Source organism: Vibrio fortis (assembly GCF_024347475.1).
Classification (GTDB): domain Bacteria; phylum Pseudomonadota; class Gammaproteobacteria; order Enterobacterales; family Vibrionaceae; genus Vibrio; species Vibrio fortis.
The window spans coordinates 2683151-2701202 of the sequence record NZ_AP025487.1; the positions used below are offsets into that span (position 1 = coordinate 2683151).

At 46.2% G+C, this 18052-nt stretch carries 11 protein-coding genes; 1 reads left to right on the forward strand and 10 read right to left on the reverse strand.

Features of this window, described 5'->3' with window-relative positions; all coding sequences use genetic code 11:
• Window positions 1–5: 5 nt before the first annotated feature.
• Entirely contained in the window at window positions 6–1418 is a 1413-nt protein-coding gene (locus OCV50_RS11665) for a phosphoglucomutase/phosphomannomutase family protein (protein WP_261903124.1), read from the forward strand.
• A gap of 146 nt (window positions 1419–1564) precedes the next feature.
• Here the strand turns inward: OCV50_RS11665 and OCV50_RS11670 are convergent, their stop codons facing one another.
• The 10 genes from OCV50_RS11670 to hrpB form a co-directional block, all read right to left on the reverse strand.
• Entirely contained in the window at window positions 1565–2593 is a 1029-nt protein-coding gene (locus OCV50_RS11670; RefSeq protein WP_239841184.1) for an ABC transporter ATP-binding protein, read from the reverse strand.
• The gene (locus tag OCV50_RS11675) at window positions 2593–4218 is read right to left on the reverse strand and encodes an ABC transporter permease (protein ID WP_261903125.1); all 1626 of its coding nucleotides are present in this window, start codon (window positions 4216–4218) and stop codon (window positions 2593–2595) included. Before OCV50_RS11675 ends, OCV50_RS11670 begins: the two co-directional genes overlap by 1 nt.
• 248 nt (window positions 4219–4466) lie before the next feature.
• Window positions 4467–5483: a Fe(3+) ABC transporter substrate-binding protein gene (locus OCV50_RS11680; RefSeq protein WP_239841186.1), complete on the reverse strand. Its 1017-nt coding sequence runs from the start codon at window positions 5481–5483 to the stop codon at window positions 4467–4469.
• Between the two features lie 145 nt (window positions 5484–5628).
• Window positions 5629–6858, reverse strand: coding sequence for an ammonium transporter (locus OCV50_RS11685; RefSeq protein ID WP_239841187.1), 1230 nt, complete (start codon window positions 6856–6858; stop codon window positions 5629–5631).
• Window positions 6859–6883: 25 nt separating this feature from the next.
• On the reverse strand, window positions 6884–7222 hold the full coding sequence (gene glnK / locus OCV50_RS11690) for a P-II family nitrogen regulator (protein WP_004738200.1): 339 nt from the start codon (window positions 7220–7222) through the stop codon (window positions 6884–6886).
• A gap of 213 nt (window positions 7223–7435) precedes the next feature.
• Complete coding sequence (locus tag OCV50_RS11695; protein WP_261903126.1) at window positions 7436–7804, reverse strand: YacL family protein; 369 nt, start codon at window positions 7802–7804, stop codon at window positions 7436–7438.
• 158 nt (window positions 7805–7962) lie between these two features.
• Window positions 7963–10551 (reverse strand): bifunctional aconitate hydratase 2/2-methylisocitrate dehydratase, encoded by a 2589-nt coding sequence (acnB, locus tag OCV50_RS11700; RefSeq protein WP_261903127.1) that lies wholly within the window; start codon window positions 10549–10551, stop codon window positions 7963–7965.
• Between the two features lie 272 nt (window positions 10552–10823).
• Window positions 10824–13154, reverse strand: a complete 2331-nt coding sequence (locus OCV50_RS11705; RefSeq protein ID WP_261904159.1) for a patatin-like phospholipase family protein — start codon at window positions 13152–13154, stop codon at window positions 10824–10826.
• A gap of 40 nt (window positions 13155–13194) precedes the next feature.
• Window positions 13195–15609 carry a penicillin-binding protein 1B gene (gene mrcB, locus OCV50_RS11710; RefSeq protein ID WP_261903128.1) on the reverse strand — a complete coding sequence of 805 codons (2415 nt, stop codon included), beginning with the start codon at window positions 15607–15609 and terminating at the stop codon, window positions 13195–13197.
• On the reverse strand, window positions 15606–18044 hold the full coding sequence (gene hrpB, locus OCV50_RS11715; protein ID WP_261904160.1) for an ATP-dependent helicase HrpB: 2439 nt from the start codon (window positions 18042–18044) through the stop codon (window positions 15606–15608). Before hrpB ends, mrcB begins: the two co-directional genes overlap by 4 nt.
• Window positions 18045–18052: the final 8 nt, after the last annotated feature.

Consider the following 18052-nt stretch of genomic DNA (forward strand, 5'->3'; position numbering starts at 1 on the left):
TTCACATGATTAAATTTGGTACTGGTGGCTGGCGCGCTTTCATTGGTGAAGAGTTCACTCGCGATAATGTACGCTTGGTTGCTCAAGCACTCGCTAACATCATTAATGATGAAGATGCCGCAAAAAATGGCTTTGTGATTGGTTATGACCGTCGATTTTTATCTGATAAAGCGGCTTGTTGGTTTGCCGAAGTGCTTGCCGCCAACAACATCAAAGTCAGCTTCATCGATAAGTTTGTTCCAACACCTATCGTGATGTTCCAAGCAAAAGAGATGGGATGTACCTACTCGGCATGTATTACTGCTTCTCACAACCCAGCAGATTACAACGGCATTAAGGTGTTCATCGAGGGTGGTCGTGATGCTGATGAGATCATCACAGAGAAGATCGAGCAACAGATTGCGACGCTAACCAGTGAAGATGTTATCCGTGTCGACTTCGAACAAGCCCTCAATGACAAAGAGATCGAAATCATCAACCCGATGAACGACTTTGTCGACTCAATCATCAACTTCATCGACATTGACGCGATTAAGAAAGCAAACTTGCGTGTGTTGATCGACCCAATGTTTGGTGTAGCAAAAAATGCTCTGCAAACGGTTCTTATCAATGGTCGCTGTGATGTCGACGTTATCAACGACGGCAAAAACCCAGACTTCGGTGGTCTAATGCCATCACCAAGCGCCGCAACTCTGTATCGCTTAAAACACTTGGTTGCAGCGGAAGGTTATGACATTGGTATCGGTACCGATGGCGATGCTGATCGCTTGGGTATTATCGATGAGAAAGGTAACTTCATTCACCCGAACGAAGTGCTACTGCTGCTCTATTACTACTTGCTTGAATACAAGGGATGGAAAGGTTCGGTCGTACGTAACATCGCAACCACTCACCTATTGGATAAAGTCGCTGCCGACCATGGCGAAAAGAGTTTCGAGGTTCCTGTTGGCTTTAAGCACATTAGCTCACAGATGGAAGCAGATGACTCATTGATTGGCGGTGAAAGCTCTGGCGGTTTAACCATTCGTGGTCACATCAAGGGCAAAGACGGCGTATTCGCTTCAAGCCTATTAGTTGAAATGATCAGTGTAACGGGTAAGAAACTCTCTGAACTGCTTGACGAGATCTACTCCAAGTATGGTTACGCATACACAGCGGAAGGTGACTGTACATTCAAGCCTTCACAGAAAGAAGCACTCTACACCAAGATCTACGTAGAAAAACAACTTCCCGAATTCGAGTATGAGATTGAAAAAGTCAGCTATGAAGATGGCGCGAAAGTCTACTTCAAGAATGGTGGCTGGGTAATTGCTCGCTTCTCTGGAACCGAACCGTTACTGCGCATATTTGCAGAAATGGAAGATAAAGACACTGCTGAACGTGTTCTTCAAAACATGAAAGCTTTCCTATCTTTGTAACTCCTTGAGGAAAGTTTTTATACCTAGCTTTAACCCTATAGGTGAAGAACGCTTGCCCAGTACCCTACTTAGTCAGTTTGGTTCTGGGCTTTTTTATTCACATAAGATTGTTTCTACGAGAGTGGACTGTTTATTTAGCGAACTGCTTAGAACGCCAGAACACCCTTAGTATCAACTTTCACTGTCACAGGCATCCCCACTTCCAACGCTTCAGAAGAGGTCGCTAATAGTTTCTGACCATGAGCTTCAATCACGTAACGACAGTGGTCGCCCATAAATTGCTGCTCTAACACAGAGATAGCACTGTCTTGCTCGTAACTCGCGAGAATATGCTGAGGTCTTAGCAGTAATTCACAGTCATTACCCAGCTCAATGTTAGTTTGAGATTTCGCCTCAACCACACCTAAGCTGGTTTCAAATTCATTTTCAGAGATACGCTGAGCATTCAAGTAACTACCGCCACCCAAGAAGTCAGCAACAAACTTACTTGAAGGGTGGAAGTAAAGCTCAGATGCCGAACCATACTGCTCAATCACACCGTTGTTCATTACTGCCATTTTATCTGCAAAGGCGAATGCCTCTTCACGGCTGTGCGTTACAAAAATCGCGGTCACACCCTGCTTTTTGAAGATCTTTCTGATCTGAGAGATCAGTTCGTGACGAACCTGTGTATCGATATTTGAAAACGGTTCATCGAGTAACAGTAGATCTGGCTTGTAAGCCAAAGAGCGCGCAATAGCAACACGCTGCTGCTGACCACCAGAGAGTTGATGCGGGTAGCGTTCTCCGTACTCATCAAGGTGAACCAACTCAAGCATCTCACGAACCTTGGCCTGCTTTTCTTTATCAGAAAGATCTCGTAAACCAAACGCGACGTTCTGATTGACCGTTAAGTGCGGAAACAGCGCATAATCTTGAAAGATCATGCCGATGTTGCGCTGCTCTGGCGGTAACCAGTTTTCACCGTCATCAATGGTTTGGCAATTTAGGTTCATTACGCCACTGCTCAGAGGAAGCAGACCAGCAATCGCTTTAAGCAAAGTCGTTTTGCCACAACCACTAGCACCGAGTAAACAGACTATCTCACCGTGCTCAACCTCTAAAGAGAGAGACTCTAATACCGTCTGAGACTCATACTTACAAGTCAGGTCTTTAATTGATAATGCACAACTCATTAGTTTTTTTGCTCCAAAGAACGGTTAACGATGATAAGCGGAATCAGTCCAACGAGTACCAACAGGACAGCGGGCATCGCTGCTAGCTCAAGGTGCTCATCCGACGCGTAGTTATAAACGTAGGTCGCTAGTGTTTCAAAGTTGAATGGTCTTAGCAGCAATGCCGCATTAAGCTCTTTCATTGATTCGATAAACACCAATAAACCAGCGATCAAAGCACCACGCTTAATCAAAGGAAGGTGGACGCGGCGCAACATTTGATTCGTATTACAACCCATGGTTTTAGAGGCCATATCCAGTGACGGTGAAACCTTGCTTAAGCTACTCTCAATACTACCAATAGCAACTGCCGAAAATCGCACCACCATGGCAAAAATAAGCGCAAACATTGAACCCGAGAAGATAAGACCTGGGCGTCCCCACTCCATAGCTTTAGCAATGTCGTTCACCAAGTGATCCATAAACAGCACAGGCACCATAACACCGATGGCTAATACCGTTCCTGGAACCGCATAGCCCATAGAAGAGAGACGCATATAAGCAAGGTTACGCTTGCCAGGATTCACTCGCTGGTTGAAGTTAACAATCAGTGCCACCAGCACACCAATTACAGCAGCTAGAACAGAAACATTTAAGCTATTCATCGCGTACTCTCTGAACTCAGCAGTCCAGCTTTGTGCGAAGTACTTGTACGCGTAAATAAGAAGTTGACCTAACGGGAATAAGAAAGCGACACACACCAATCCCCAACACCAGAACAGTGCCAGCCACTTTTTCCAACCGTTGAGCTGGTAGCGGAAATCTTCTCGGCTATTGAATTGGTTTTGAAATAATTTCTGTTTACGACGGCTGTATCGCTCTGAACTCAATAACAAGATCACGATAACCAACATAATAGCCGAAATCTTAGCGGCCGCAGTGAGACTAGAGTATCCAAGCCAAGTGTCGTAAACCGCTGTCGTCAGCGTGTTAACGGCAAAGTAACTCACAGTGCCAAAGTCGCCAACGGTTTCCATAGCTACAAGGGATAGACCAACCGCCATTGATGGACGAACTAGCGGCAGAGAAATACGGCGGAAGCTTTCCCAAGGAGAACATTTTAGCAGTCGCGCAGATTGCAGCAGGGAGACATTCTGCTCCATAAACGCGGCACGGCATAACAGGTAAATATAAGGATAGAGAACTAACGAAAGTACGATGATCGCACCGCTTAAAGTTCGAATATCAGGGAACCAATACTCACCAGGCCCCCACCCAGTAATATCACGCAGAAGAATCTGCACTGGGCCTGCAAAATCAAACCAATCAGTAAAGATATAACCTACGATGTAACCCGGCATCGCCAAGGGAAGTACTAATGCCCATTGAAGGACGCGCTCACCTGGAATACGGCACATAGCCATGATCCACGCGGAAGGAATGCCAAAGATTAACGACAAGCACATGGTGCCAAAAACTAGTACAACGGTATTGTAGGCGTAAGTTGGCATCACCGTAGACATTAGATGAGAGAAAAGCTCATCCGTTTCACCAACAGCGGTTGTGAATATCGCTAAGATCGGAAAAACCAGCAGCAAAGCGATCACTCCACTACTGGTGTTCCATATATAATTCTTTTGTTTCATCGCTTAATTACAACGGAGAGGGATAACTCGAAAATGCGTTTGAAAATACATCTCATATCCTTTTAAAAACTAAGGGTAGTTATACCGATATCGCACTGTGACTGCAAGGCGCGAAGCTCAGAACTCAACCGTTCTATGCTTTGCTTTGTATCAAAAAGTGACTTGCTTAAAAACAAAACAACCCCAAGCCCATAAAGTAGGAACTTGAGGTTGTTAATCAATTTAGGCCGAAACCTACATTAATGAAATTAAAGGTCGAATTTAACTTCATCTAGAAGCTTGATTGCTGCTTCGTGGTGGTTAGCAATCTCGTCTAGAGAGATTGTATCCGCTTTGAACTCACCCCAAGAGCCTACAAGCTCAGATGGTTTAACATCTGCTTTAACTGGGTATTCGTAGTTCACTTCAGCGTACATGCCTTGAGCAGTGTTACCCGCTAGGAATTCCATAAGCTTAACAGCGTTCTCTTTGTTTGGAGAGTATTTCGCCATTGCCATACCAGAGATGTTTACGTGAGTACCAGTTGTCTCTTGGTTAGGGAAGTTAATGTAAACAGCGTCAGCCCATGCTTTTTGCTCTTTATCGTTAACCATTTTACCTAGGTAGTAGCTGTTACCAAGAGAAACGTCACATAGACCTTCTTTGATAGCTTTAACTTGTGCACGGTCGTTACCTTGAGGCTTACGAGCTAGGTTTGCTTTAACGCCTTCTAGCCACTCTTTAGTTTCTGCTTCACCTTTATGAGCAATCATAGAAGATACTAGAGAAACGTTGTATGGGTGCTTACCGCTACGAGTACAAATCTTACCTTTGAACTCTGGCTTCGCTAGATCTGCGTATGTGAAGTCGTCACCTAGACGACCAACGCGGTCACGAGAAGAGTAAACGCTACGTGTACGAGTTGTAAGAGCAAACCACTCGTTGTCAGTATCTTGGTACTGAGCTGGGATGTTTTTCTCTAGTACGTCGCTCTCAACAGATTGAACTAGACCTTGTTTAGTTAGCTCAGATAGACGGCTGATATCTACAGTTAGGATAACGTCAGCTGGGCTGTACTCGCCTTCTTGAGCTAGCTTCTCTGCTAGACCTTTCTTCGCGAACTTAACGTTTACTTTAATACCAGTTTCTTTCGTGAACTCATTAAACATTGGCTCAACTAGGAAAGGTTGACGGTAAGAGTATACGTTTACTTCTTCTGCCGCGATTGCAGCTGTAGGTGCGATAGTTGCACAAGCTAGAGCAGAAAGAGTTAGCAGTTTTTTCATTGGTTCAGTCCTTTAACTTCGTAATGATAACGTTTATCAGTTGCGTTATTATATTCATCATAATTTAGAAAACAATGATAAAGAACAAAAAAACCTGCTCATCCGAGCAGGTTTCAAGTAGGTTAAATGTAAATCTTTGTAAATGTTACTTCACAGATACGAACTCTGGGTAAGCACCAACACCACAATCGTGCATGTCCATACCTTCTAGCTCTTCGTCTTCGCTTACACGGATACCGATTGTCGCCTTAAGCACAGCCCATACCGCTAGACTTGCACCAAATACCCAAGCAAAGATAACTGCAGCACCGAATAGTTGAGCACCAAATGTTGCATCAGCGTTGCTTAGTGGCACAGCCATCAGACCGAAGAAACCACATACACCGTGTACTGAGATAGCACCTACTGGGTCATCAATCTTAGCTTTGTCTAGAGCGATGATGCTGAATACCACTAGCGCACCAGACACTGAACCGATAGCTACTGCGAATAGAGGTGATGGAGATAGTGGGTCTGCTGTGATTGCCACTAGACCAGCCAGCGCACCGTTCAATACCATTGTTAGGTCTGCTTTACCCCAAGTTGTCTTACACACTAGTAGTGCTGCGATTGCACCCGCTGCAGCTGCTGCGTTTGTGTTTAGGAAGATTTGACCGACTGCTGTCGCGTTTTCAAAGTCTGATACCATTAGCTGAGAACCGCCGTTGAAGCCGAACCAACCGAACCATAGGATGAAGGTACCTAGTGTCGCAAGTGGCATGTTTGAACCTGGAATTGGGTAGATTTCACCGTTTTTACCGTATTTACCTTTACGAGCACCTAGCAGAAGTACGCCAGCTAGAGCCGCAGCTGCACCTGCCATGTGTACGATACCTGAACCAGCAAAGTCACTAAAGCCAGCTTCAGATAAGAAACCTCCGCCCCATGTCCAGTAACCTTCCATTGGGTAGATGAACGCTGTTAGAACAACAGAGAAGATTAGGAATGACCATAGCTTCATACGCTCAGCAACCGCACCAGATACGACTGACATTGCTGTTGCAACGAATACTACTTGGAAGAAGAAGTCAGACTCTAGAGAGTGATCCGCACCTTCACCTTGCGTACCAATCAGTGCACCAAAAGATGGCAGCCAACCGCCTTCACCGTTGTCGACATACATGATGTTGTAACCAACAACTAGGTACGTTGTACATGCAATCGCATACAGACAAATGTTTTTAGTTAGGATTTCTGTGGTGTTCTTTGAACGTACAAGACCAGCCTCAAGCATTGCAAAGCCTGCCGCCATCCACATTACTAACGCACCTGAAATGAGGAAGAAAAAAGTGTCTAGTGCGTAACGTAATTCCGTTACTGTTGTTAAAAGTTCCATATTAAATTCTCCAGTCCTTGAATTCTTAAAGTGCTTCTGCGTCCATTTCGCCAGTACGGATACGTACCGCTTGGCTCAGGTCGTACACAAAAATCTTACCGTCACCAATTTTTCCGGTATGAGCAGCTTGGCTAATTGCTTCCACAACGCGATCTACGTTCTCTGCTTGAGTGGCAATTTCTAGTTTTACTTTTGGAAGGAAATCAACTTGATATTCCGCACCACGGTACAGTTCCGTGTGGCCTTTTTGACGACCAAAACCTTTAACTTCTGATACTGTCATACCTTCGATACCGACATCAGATAGTGCTTCTCTTACATCGTCTAATTTGAATGGTTTCACTATGGCATTGATGAGTTTCATAATCGTTCCTTAGATTTCTTACTTAGTCCGTTAATACTCTTTCTATAATCCAAGTAGCGTGCCAAAAAGTTAAACTACTGATATTTAACAACTTTAACTTTATACATTTCTAATAACGAAAAAGGCCGCACCATAATGGTGCGGCCTTTTCACTATCTTAATGCGTTGGTAGCAAATTGCTCTATATTTGGGCAATGCGCTCAATAGGGTATTCTACAACCCTAAGAAATCTACCCAGCGCTCCATCAACAACTCAAAATCATCAATACCACATACCGATAAGCTTTCACTATTGTAAAAATCGAACTCGCTGCCCTCTTCCATTTCATAGTCATGGCCAAGAACGTTCTCTTGAATTGTCACTTCATCTTCATTTATCGAGAGTGTGATCTCTTTGCCTAACATTGAAAGCTCATTGCTAAAGTTAGTGCGTGAAGATTCGATCAGCGCTAGCACTTGGTCAATTTTGGTTTTATCTTTGCCAATCTCTTCTTGAAGCCAGCGTCCTACGATCTCGTGTCCCATGCTGCACTTTACGTAGTACTCGCCCATCAAAGTGTTTCTTGTAAATTCGAATTCCATCGTAGCTCCACGCAGTAACTGCAGACAGGGTTAAAAATGAGGCGAGAGTATATAGTGAAGTTATGCGGAGATCGAGCCACGTTCAGCTACCAAACGGCATAAAAAAACGCCCTCTACATAGTAGAAGGCGTTTTATCATTCGATCAATCAGTCAGCGATTATGCTGGTTCTTGGAAGATAACCGTGTCAGCTTTCTCTGTGTACTGACCCATCTTGTGGAAGTTCAGGTAACGGTAAGTATCAGCTGCCGTTGCATTAATCTTCTCTGCGTACTCTAGGTACTCTTCTTTCGTTGGGATACGACCTAGAATCGCACCTACCGCAGAAAGCTCAGCTGACGCTAGGTAAACGTTCGCACCTGTACCCAAACGGTTCGGGAAGTTACGAGTAGACGTAGACATTACTGTCGACTTGTCAGCAACACGTGCTTGGTTACCCATACACAATGAACAACCCGGAGTTTCGATACGAACCCCAGCACGGCCGAAGATACCGTAATAGCCTTCTTCAGTTAGCTGGTCTTTATCCATCTTAGTTGGCGGAGCCACCCATAGACGAGTGCTTAGCGAGCCGTTGAACTCTTCAAGCATCTTACCTGCAGCACGGAAGTGACCGATGTTCGTCATACAAGAACCGATGAACACTTCTTGAATCTCAGTGCCTTGCACGTCAGAAAGAAGACGAGCATCATCTGGATCATTTGGTGCACATAGGATTGGCTGATCGATATCAGCAAGGTCGATCTCGATAACGTGAGCGTATTCAGCGTCTGAATCTGCAGATAGCAGCTCAGGGTTCGCTAACCACTCTTCCATTGCCGTGATACGACGCTCGATAGTACGAACATCACCATAGCCTTCAGCGATCATCCACTTAAGCATAACAATGTTTGAGTTCAAGTACTCTTCGATAGATTCTTGAGACAGCTTAACAGTACAGCCAGCAGCTGAACGCTCAGCAGATGCGTCAGAAAGCTCGAATGCTTGCTCAACAGATAGGTGCTCAACACCTTCGATTTCCAGTACGCGACCAGAGAATTCGTTGATCTTACCTGCTTTTTCTACTGTTAGTAGACCTTGCTTGATGCCGTAAAGCGGGATTGCATGTACTAGGTCACGTAGTGTGATACCCGGTTGCATTTCACCTTTAAAGCGAACCAAGATAGATTCTGGCATATCAAGAGGCATTACACCTGTTGCTGCTGCGAATGCAACTAGACCTGAACCCGCAGGGAATGAGATACCTAGAGGGAAACGAGTATGCGAGTCACCACCTGTACCTACAGTATCAGGCAGAAGCATACGGTTTAACCATGAGTGGATAACACCATCGCCTGGGCGAAGTGAAACACCCGCACGGTTCATGATGAAATCAGGTAGCGTGTGGTGCGTGTTAACGTCAACTGGTTTCGGGTAAGCCGATGTGTGACAGAAAGATTGCATCACAAGGTCAGCAGAGAAGCCCAGACACGCAAGGTCTTTAAGCTCATCACGCGTCATTGGACCCGTTGTATCTTGAGAACCTACTGTGGTCATCTTAGGCTCACAGTATTGACCTGCGCGAACGCCTTCAACACCACAAGCTTTACCAACCATCTTCTGAGCTAGCGTGTAGCCCTTGTCAGATGCAGATGGATCTACTGGCTTAGCAAATAGATCTGTCTCTTCTAGACCAAGAGATGTACGAGCACGGCTAGTTAGGCCACGACCGATGATCAGTGGAATACGACCACCAGCACGAACTTCATCAAGCAACACTTTGCTCAGTTCAAAGCTAGAGATCTCTTCACCATTTTTACGTACAACACCTTCGTATGGGAAGATATCGATAATATCGCCCATGTTCATGTTCTGTACGTCAAGTTCGATAGGTAGTGCACCAGAGTCTTCCATTGTGTTGTAGAAGATTGGCGCGATCTTACCACCCAGACAAACACCACCAGTACGCTTGTTTGGTACGTATGGGATATCTTCACCCATGAACCAAAGTACTGAGTTGGTCGCAGACTTACGAGAAGAACCTGTACCTACAACGTCACCGACGTAAGCAAGCTGAATGCCGTCTTTTTGCAGCTCTTCAATCTGAGCGATTGGACCTACAGTGCCAGGTTGGTCAGGGTTGATACCATCACGTTCCATTTTCAGCATCGCTTTTGCGTGTACTGGAATGTCTGGACGAGACCATGCATCAGGTGCTGGAGATAGATCATCGGTGTTCGTTTCACCAGTGACTTTAAATACTTTTACTGTGATTTTTTCAGCAACTTTCTCTTTCGAAGTAAACCAATCAGCGTCTGCCCAAGATTGAAGTACTTGTTGTGCTGAAGCATTACCTGCCTTGGCCTTCTCTTCTACATCGTAGAAAGCATCGAACATCAGTAACGTGTGAGATAGTGCTTTAACAGCAATAGGAGCCAGTTCAGCATCATCAAGAAGTGAAATCAACGACTCGATGTTGTAACCACCTTGCATAGTACCTAGCAGCTCTGCCGCTTTCGCTTTGCTAACAAGTGGTGATGCTACTTCACCTTTGGTGATAGCAGTTAAGAAGCCCGCTTTTACGTAAGCAGCTTCATCTACACCTGGTGGAATGCGATTTTCTAGTAGGTCAAGAATGAACTCTTCTTCACCTTGAGGTGGGTTCTTTAGAAGTTCAACTAGGCCAGCAACCTGCTCGGCATCTAGTGGTTTTGGAACAACTCCTTCGGCAGCACGTTCTTCGACGTGTTTACGGTAGGCTTCAAGCACGACTTTTTTCCTCTCATTGCGGTCCACCACCTTCCTTCATAATTGTTAGTAAAATAAAGCGGTGAACATCCTTGGAAACTTGGCTCTCCATTGCCATTTTCGTCATTCAATTTGTATTGATGATCGGCATCAGAGAGGCCAAACTGTGGGCGGTATAGTAGCAAATTTAACGATTAATTAAAATCTTATCATTTTGACCAACATAGCAAGTTAAGACGAAAGTCCCACTATTTTTGCCTAATTAGTCACCAGTATCGCTATTTTTCGCATGGTTATTTATATGACGTTCCGATAATTAGGTAAACAGAATTGTAGTTATCTTCTGTCATACCATACGCCAAAATAATTGGCCCAATCGGCGAATCGACACCCGCAAATAGCGAACCAGCTGTGTACAACGGAGCTTCATTAATTTTCAAATCATTGTTCGACCAAACACCACCGTGTTCAATGGATGCGCCCAGATAGAATGGGGATTCAAACAGGCCGAAATCATTCTCAAACCATTTATAACGGTATACCAAACTCGTGAACGCAAGGTTCTGACCCAGTAAACTGTTGCGTGGAATACCGGACAAGTTTAAGAAACCACCTAACTGTTTAGGATCAATTGGGAACAGCGAGTTTTTGCTCTCCACAATGCCATAATCCACCTTTGCGACTAAAGTATGGCGTTTGTAGCTCTGAGCAGCCATGAGGTTAGCGGAGAACTCATAAACCGTATCACTATCTTGAACGAGGTTCGAATCAGAGATAACAGAATCCGCATCAAACTCATCATGAGAGACAAGGTATTCTAAATCAACAAAATAGCCCTCTGTCGGAAGACTGAAGTTATCCAACGTATCTAAACGATAACCAATAAAGCCACCAATTCGCTGGTAAGAGCCCCCTCCAAGCGATGGCAGCGACGACACTTCGACCTCACCGTCGGTGTATCGTCCACCGAATTTAAACTCTTGCCACAAGGTCGGTTGGTAACCAAAGGCCAACTCACCAATGCTCTCTTTGTATGTCATCGAAACAAAGTCTTGGGTTACATCTAAAGTTGGCTCTTCAATTTCGTCGATATTGGCCGGTAGGTTGCGCTTTTGGTTCGCATAGACAAACGAGGCTGATGTAAACAGCTTCTGTTGTGAGAAAAACGGAGAAAACAGCTCAGCCTCAATTCGCTTATCTGTCCCCATTTCTAAATTGGTTCTTAACTCTGCACCATGCTGGTTGATGTCTGTAAAGTTCGCAGAGACACCAATCGAGTATTGGCTATCTGTGGCAAAGTCATCTTCTAAGAAAAAGCGGAAATTGAGGTAATTAGGCCCCCACTCTTTCTCATTCACATCCACAATTAGTTGATCTTGACCATCGACATTGTCGAATTCGTAGGTAATTAGCTCGAAGCGATCCAATGCATACAGGTTTTGCACACTGGTTTCAATTTGACTGGTTTTTAACACCTGCCCCTCTTCGAGATTTAGGCGGTTTTCAATCAGCTTATCGGAATAGTGACTGTTGTTGTTGATCACAACTTCATCCACTACCGTCTTGTCGCCGTGTTTCAGCTTACGTCGCGCTTGCTGTTTGGCTTCGACATAAGACTGGTACTCGGCAGTGCTCATTGAAAGGTTGCGAAGATCCTCTTCAAATTGATACGCGACTTGATAACCGGCTTCGTACGCACCCGGCATTTTATCAAACTCGGTGGTTTCCATTTGGCCTACATCAGGCTGAAGAAAGACATCTTCCTCCGTCAAAGTTTCCGCTTGTTGTTGAGTGCTGCGACGTACTAAGTAATTAGAAAGTTGGTCTGCCACCGTAAAAAGGTTAGTGAACTCTTCTTCGCCTTTGTAGTTGGTACTGATATCTACTGCGATAACGATATCCGCGCCCATCGCACGAGCAACATCTACAGGCATATTATTGATGACACCGCCATCGACCAACATGCGCCCATCCACCTCATATGGTGGTAAGGCTCCCGGCACTGACATACTCGACATCATTGCATCAACGATCTGCCCTTTGTCGATCACCACTTCTTCGAGTTCGATGATATCCGTTGCGACTGAACGGTAAGGAATAGCAAGATCATCAAAGGACTCAAGTGGTGCTAAGTTACCCGTTGTTTCGCGAAGGATACGCAGCATATTCTGACCTTGTACCACACCCGTTGGCGCGCGCACTTCACCCCAACCTAAACCTAAATCCGTGGTCAGTTGGTAGCGGTCTTCATACTCTTTGTCACGCACGCGTCGATCACTACGGTTTACACGGTCGCGATAGCCTTTATTCCAATCAACAGAATAGATAAAGCTTTCAATCTCATCAGCACTCATACCCGTCGCATACAAGCCACCGACATAGGCACCCATACTAGTGCCTGTCACGTAGTCGACCGGAATGTGCATCTCTTCAAGTGCTTTTAAAACACCGATGTGAGCCGCTCCTTTGGCACCACCACCAGCAAGAACCACGGCGATACTCGGTCGTGTTTTCTGTTCAGCTTGCGTTTTGTCAGTAGGCTCAACCACATTGTCAGCCAAAACTTGTGAACAAAATACAAATCCAACAACACCGAAACCACGACGCAGCCAACGAGAAATCATCATGTAAACTCTATCCTTGTCATCTATTTCTTATGCAACTTTACCACTCAAAAAGCTTCTTTAGCCACTGTTTTGGTTGGCTTTCACATCCCTTTTTAATGTCGCCACGTTCATCCCAAACGGGTAACTTCACCGGGCCGTCGCAATTAAACTCTAGTGCACCAGAGTTAGTATTCACGAAGTTGGCCGTAGCAATACCATTAGGCCACGGCAAACGAAGTACTTCTGGGCCTCGTTGCTTAAGGTAATCCGCATAAACACGAAGAGCACCGCTAGAGCCGGTCAGCTTGGTCGGCTTGTTGTCATCACGCCCGAGCCAAATTGTGGTTACCTCTCGCCCATCGACGCCAACAAACCAACTATCGCGGCTATCGTTACTGGTACCCGTTTTACCCGCTAATCCAGCCCAAGCGAACTGACTCTGTAGGAATCGACCCGTACCTTCCGAAACGCCGCGTTTCATCGCATAAGTCGTTAACCATGCTGCCTGTTGTTCAACACTTTGTGACACGCGAGGTATTGATTGATAAAGAACTTCACCATCACTGTCTACCACTGAGCGTAACGCCGAAAGGGGCGCTTTCCTACCTGAGTTAGTGATCGTCTGATACATCTGTGCGACTTGGAACGGCGTGAGAGAAAACGAGCCTAAGAACATCGATGGTACTGGGCGAATCTCATTTTTATCCACCCCTAGCTTTTCGATGATATTGGACACGGAATCAATGCCAAGTTGCATTCCTAAGCGAACCGTAGGCACGTTATAAGATTTTGATAGCGCTACATATAAAGGCACTTCACCACGAAATTTGCGATCAAAGTTTCTTGGGCTCCATACACTGCCCTTGCTGCCTTTCAAACTTAAAGGCGTGTCCATCAAGGTTGTCGCAAGCGTGTATTTGTCTGGCTGCTGAAGCGCTGTCAGGTACACCGCAGGCTTGACCAATGAACCAATCGGGCGGCTAGCATTGAGTGCGCGATTAAAGCCGTCGTAACCAGTACGCTTACCACCGACCATAGCCCTGATCTCACCGGTGTTACGATCAACCGCAATCGCTGCGGCCTCAAGTTTGTCCCCTGCAGTTTTAGCCAATTGAGGCACCTTTCGAGCAATGGAGCGTTCAAGCTCTTGTTGCGACACTGGATCTAGCGAGGTAAACACCCGTAACCCCTTCTGCGCCTCAAATCGGTCGCCAACAAACTTCTTCAACTCGACATTCACTTGCTGGAAATAGGCAGGCTGACGGCTAGCAATACGTGGGTTATCTTGAATATCAAGATCTCGACTGGCTGCGGCCTCGTACTGGCTGGCACTCAAGATGTCTTGCTGCATCATGAGGCGTAACACCAAGTCACGTCGTGTTTTAGCTCGCTCTGGGTAGCGCACAGGGTTGTAATAAGATGGCCCTTTCACCATGCCCACCAGCAATGCCAGCTGATCGATTCTCAGCTCTTGGATTGGTTGCCCAAAATAGAGGCGAGATGCCAAGCCAAAGCCGTGGATCGCTTCACCACCGTTCTGCCCAAGGTAAACCTCATTCAAGTAAGCCTCTAAAATCTCATCTTTGCTGTAACGATAATCCAAAATCAACGCGATGTAGGCTTCACGAATCTTACGCCAAAGCGTTCGCTCACTAGAGAGGAATAGGTTTTTCGCCAATTGCTGGGTCAAGGTACTCCCGCCCTGCACCGTGCGACCAGCCTTAACGTTGACGACCATCGCACGAGCGATAGCTAGTGGCGATACACCGTCGTGTTGGTAGAAATCTCGGTCTTCGGTAACCAGCAACGCATCAACCATCACCTCGGGGAATTGGTTACGTTTCAAGAAAAGACGTTGTTCATCGTTACTTTTTTCAAGCATCCCCAGCATCTTAGGTTCGATACGTAGATAGCCCATATCGCCTTTCTTTTCGAGAGACTGAATACGCGTGAGCTCATTGTCATTGAAGTGAAGCATCACATGACGGTCTGCCTCTGGGCCATCAACGAATTCGAATGGACGACGAATCAACTCAATTTTGGTGGAAGATGAAGAGTACTCACCAGGATGGCGAGGCGCATTGACCTTACGGTAGTTGAGTACATCAAGCTCATTGCGTACCTGCTGAATGCTAATCGGTGTGCCCGGTGATAAATCGAGCACACGAGCATAGACCACGGTCGGTAGCTCGAAAAGCTGCCCTTCAAAACGTTGTTTCACCACGGTATCGAGATAGATACCAACAAAAAGCAGGATCGCAGCAACGGCAAGGCCAGCTTTCCAAGCAAAGCCCCACAGCATCTTCAACCAACCACGATTCGCTTTACCGCGCTTACCCGTCGTTCGTTTTTTAGCTGATACTCTTGGCTTTCTCGGTTTTGCTTTGGTTTGAGGCGACTTGGTTGCCGGTGATTTTTTAGCAGGTGCCTTTTTTGCTGGCCCCTTTTTGGGTGTAAACATCTTTATCATCATCGATTCAACTGTCGTTTGGTTTTGGTCGTCGCAACATGATTCGCCGGATCATCCGGCCACGGGTGTTTAGGGTATCGACCTTTCATCTCTTTCTGAACTTCTTTGTAAGCCCCAGCCCAAAAACCGGCTAAGTCTTGCGTGATCTGCAGTGGCCTTTGTGCTGGGGAGAGTAACTCAAGCACAACTTTTTTACGCCCTTGAGCGATCAAAGGAGAGTCTTGCTCACCAAACACTTCCTGCATTCGAACTGATATCACAGGTTCTGCATTTTCTTGATAACGAACAGCTTTCTTACTGCCCGTTGGCATCACATAGTGTGTTGGCAACCATTGGTCGATCTCTTGGTTGAGCGGCCACCCCAGATACGCCATCAAAGCCTGCTCAAGGTTGACACTTTGTAACCTCTTCGCCGACTTCACGCCATTGAGGTACGGTGTTAGCCAATCCTCTATATGATTCAACAAGCTTTGTTCGTCAGCTTTAGGCCACTCATGCTCTGGCAACCACTGCGCCGCACAAAGAATTCGAGCTTGAAGCTGTGTTGCAGCTGGTGTCCAGTTCAATATTTTCAGGCCTTTGCGCTTTACGTAGTTAAGTAGAGCATCACTGATTTGATCACTATCTGGCTCTGGCAGTGCCTTACTGTTAATAACAAGCTGGCCAAAACACACACGTTGCTCTGCCACTAGACACCCTCGTTTATCGTCCCAGTCAACATAATCACGAGCTGTAAACATATCTGGGAAATGCTCTTCTAGACTCAATATATCCACAGCGGTGGCTAAGAATACTTGACTAGAACGACCCGCACTTCTCATCAAATCAATCACTACTAAGTAGTTGCTATCAGCAAGAGGATCGTCATCGCGCACCTCAGCACCATGACCATTGGCAAGCAAGAACTGATGATTCTGCTTACCGCGTGATTGTGCGATCCGATCAGGAAACGCCAAACACAATGCCAAAGACAGGTGGGACTCATCAACAGTCTGCAAGTCAAATTTGTGTTTTAACTTCGCAGCTAGCGCTTGCGCTCTTTGGGAGATATAGCGGTTTCTGGTGTGCTTTCCTTGTTTGAGGCGGTATAGGGAGTGCTGCAGATCAGAGATATTGCGCTCTGGTTCTTCAATCAGTGCCGCCGCAGCAATCGCCGCATTCAGCAAGTCATTACTGTGCTGTTTGGCTTTAATCAGCATGCTCGCAATACGAGGATCCAACCCAAGTTGCTGCGCTTGCTTACCTTGCGCAGTAAATTGCCTACTATGATCCAAAAGCCCCAATTGCTGCAACAAACTGCTCGCCTGTGCCAAAGCAGCTTGAGGTGGAACGTCGAGCCATTGCAGCTCATCAGCACTTGCTGCTCCCCACTGAACCAGCTCAGCCCGTAGCGAAGATAAGTCGGAATGAAGAATTTCAGGGACTGGAACCAAAGGCTGTTGTTGCAGCTGAGCTTCACTGTACAAACGCACACACAATCCTTCTTCTATACGTCCGGCACGGCCCGCTCGCTGCTCGGCAGACGATTGAGAAATTTTGACCTGCTCAAGTTTCGTTACACCCGTTTTCAAATCAAATTTCGCCACACGCTCAAGTCCAGAATCGACCACTAAACGAATCCCTTCAATGGTCAATGAGGTCTCCGCAATGTTGGTCGCCAGCACAACTTTGCGCTGACCTCGCTTGGCAGGAGCTATGGCTTGCTGCTGCTGAGCAAAAGTGAGCTGACCATACAGCGGGAAAACATCGACATTCCCGCTCAAATGTTGCAACCGTTCTTGAACTTGCTTGATAGCCGAGACGCCCGGCAGAAAAGCCAACAGTGAACCTTGCTCTTTCTCAATCAAAGATTCGATAGTTGCGGCCATTTTCGCGGGCAAATAATCATTGGCCGTTAATGGTTGGTAACGATACTCCACAGGGAACGAGCGCCCCTGTGATTCAATATATTCGGCCTCTGGTAATAGAGCTTGTAGCGTCGATTGTTCGAGTGTCGCAGACATCACAACAATCTTGAGGTCATCCCTGAGCGCTTCTTGGATCTCCAGACTAAAGGCCAAAGAAGTATCAGCATGAATACTGCGTTCATGGAACTCATCAAAGATCACCATATCAACGCCTGTGAGCTCCGGGTCGCTTTGAATCATGCGCGTCATGATCCCCTCAGTGACAATCTCTAAACGAGTTTTACTGCTGGTTTTATTCTCACCACGAACCCTAAAGCCAATCGTCTCCCCCACTTTTTCATCCAACTGTTCAGCCAAATAACTGGCAATATTGCGCGCAGCAAGGCGCCTTGGTTCCAGCATGACTATCTTGCCACTCACTACCTGAGACTTAACCAGCTGTAATGGAAAGAACGTAGATTTGCCAGCACCTGGGGCCGCTTTGAGGATTACTTGAGAATGGGAACGAACGCCGGAGAGCAACTCTGGCATCACAGCTT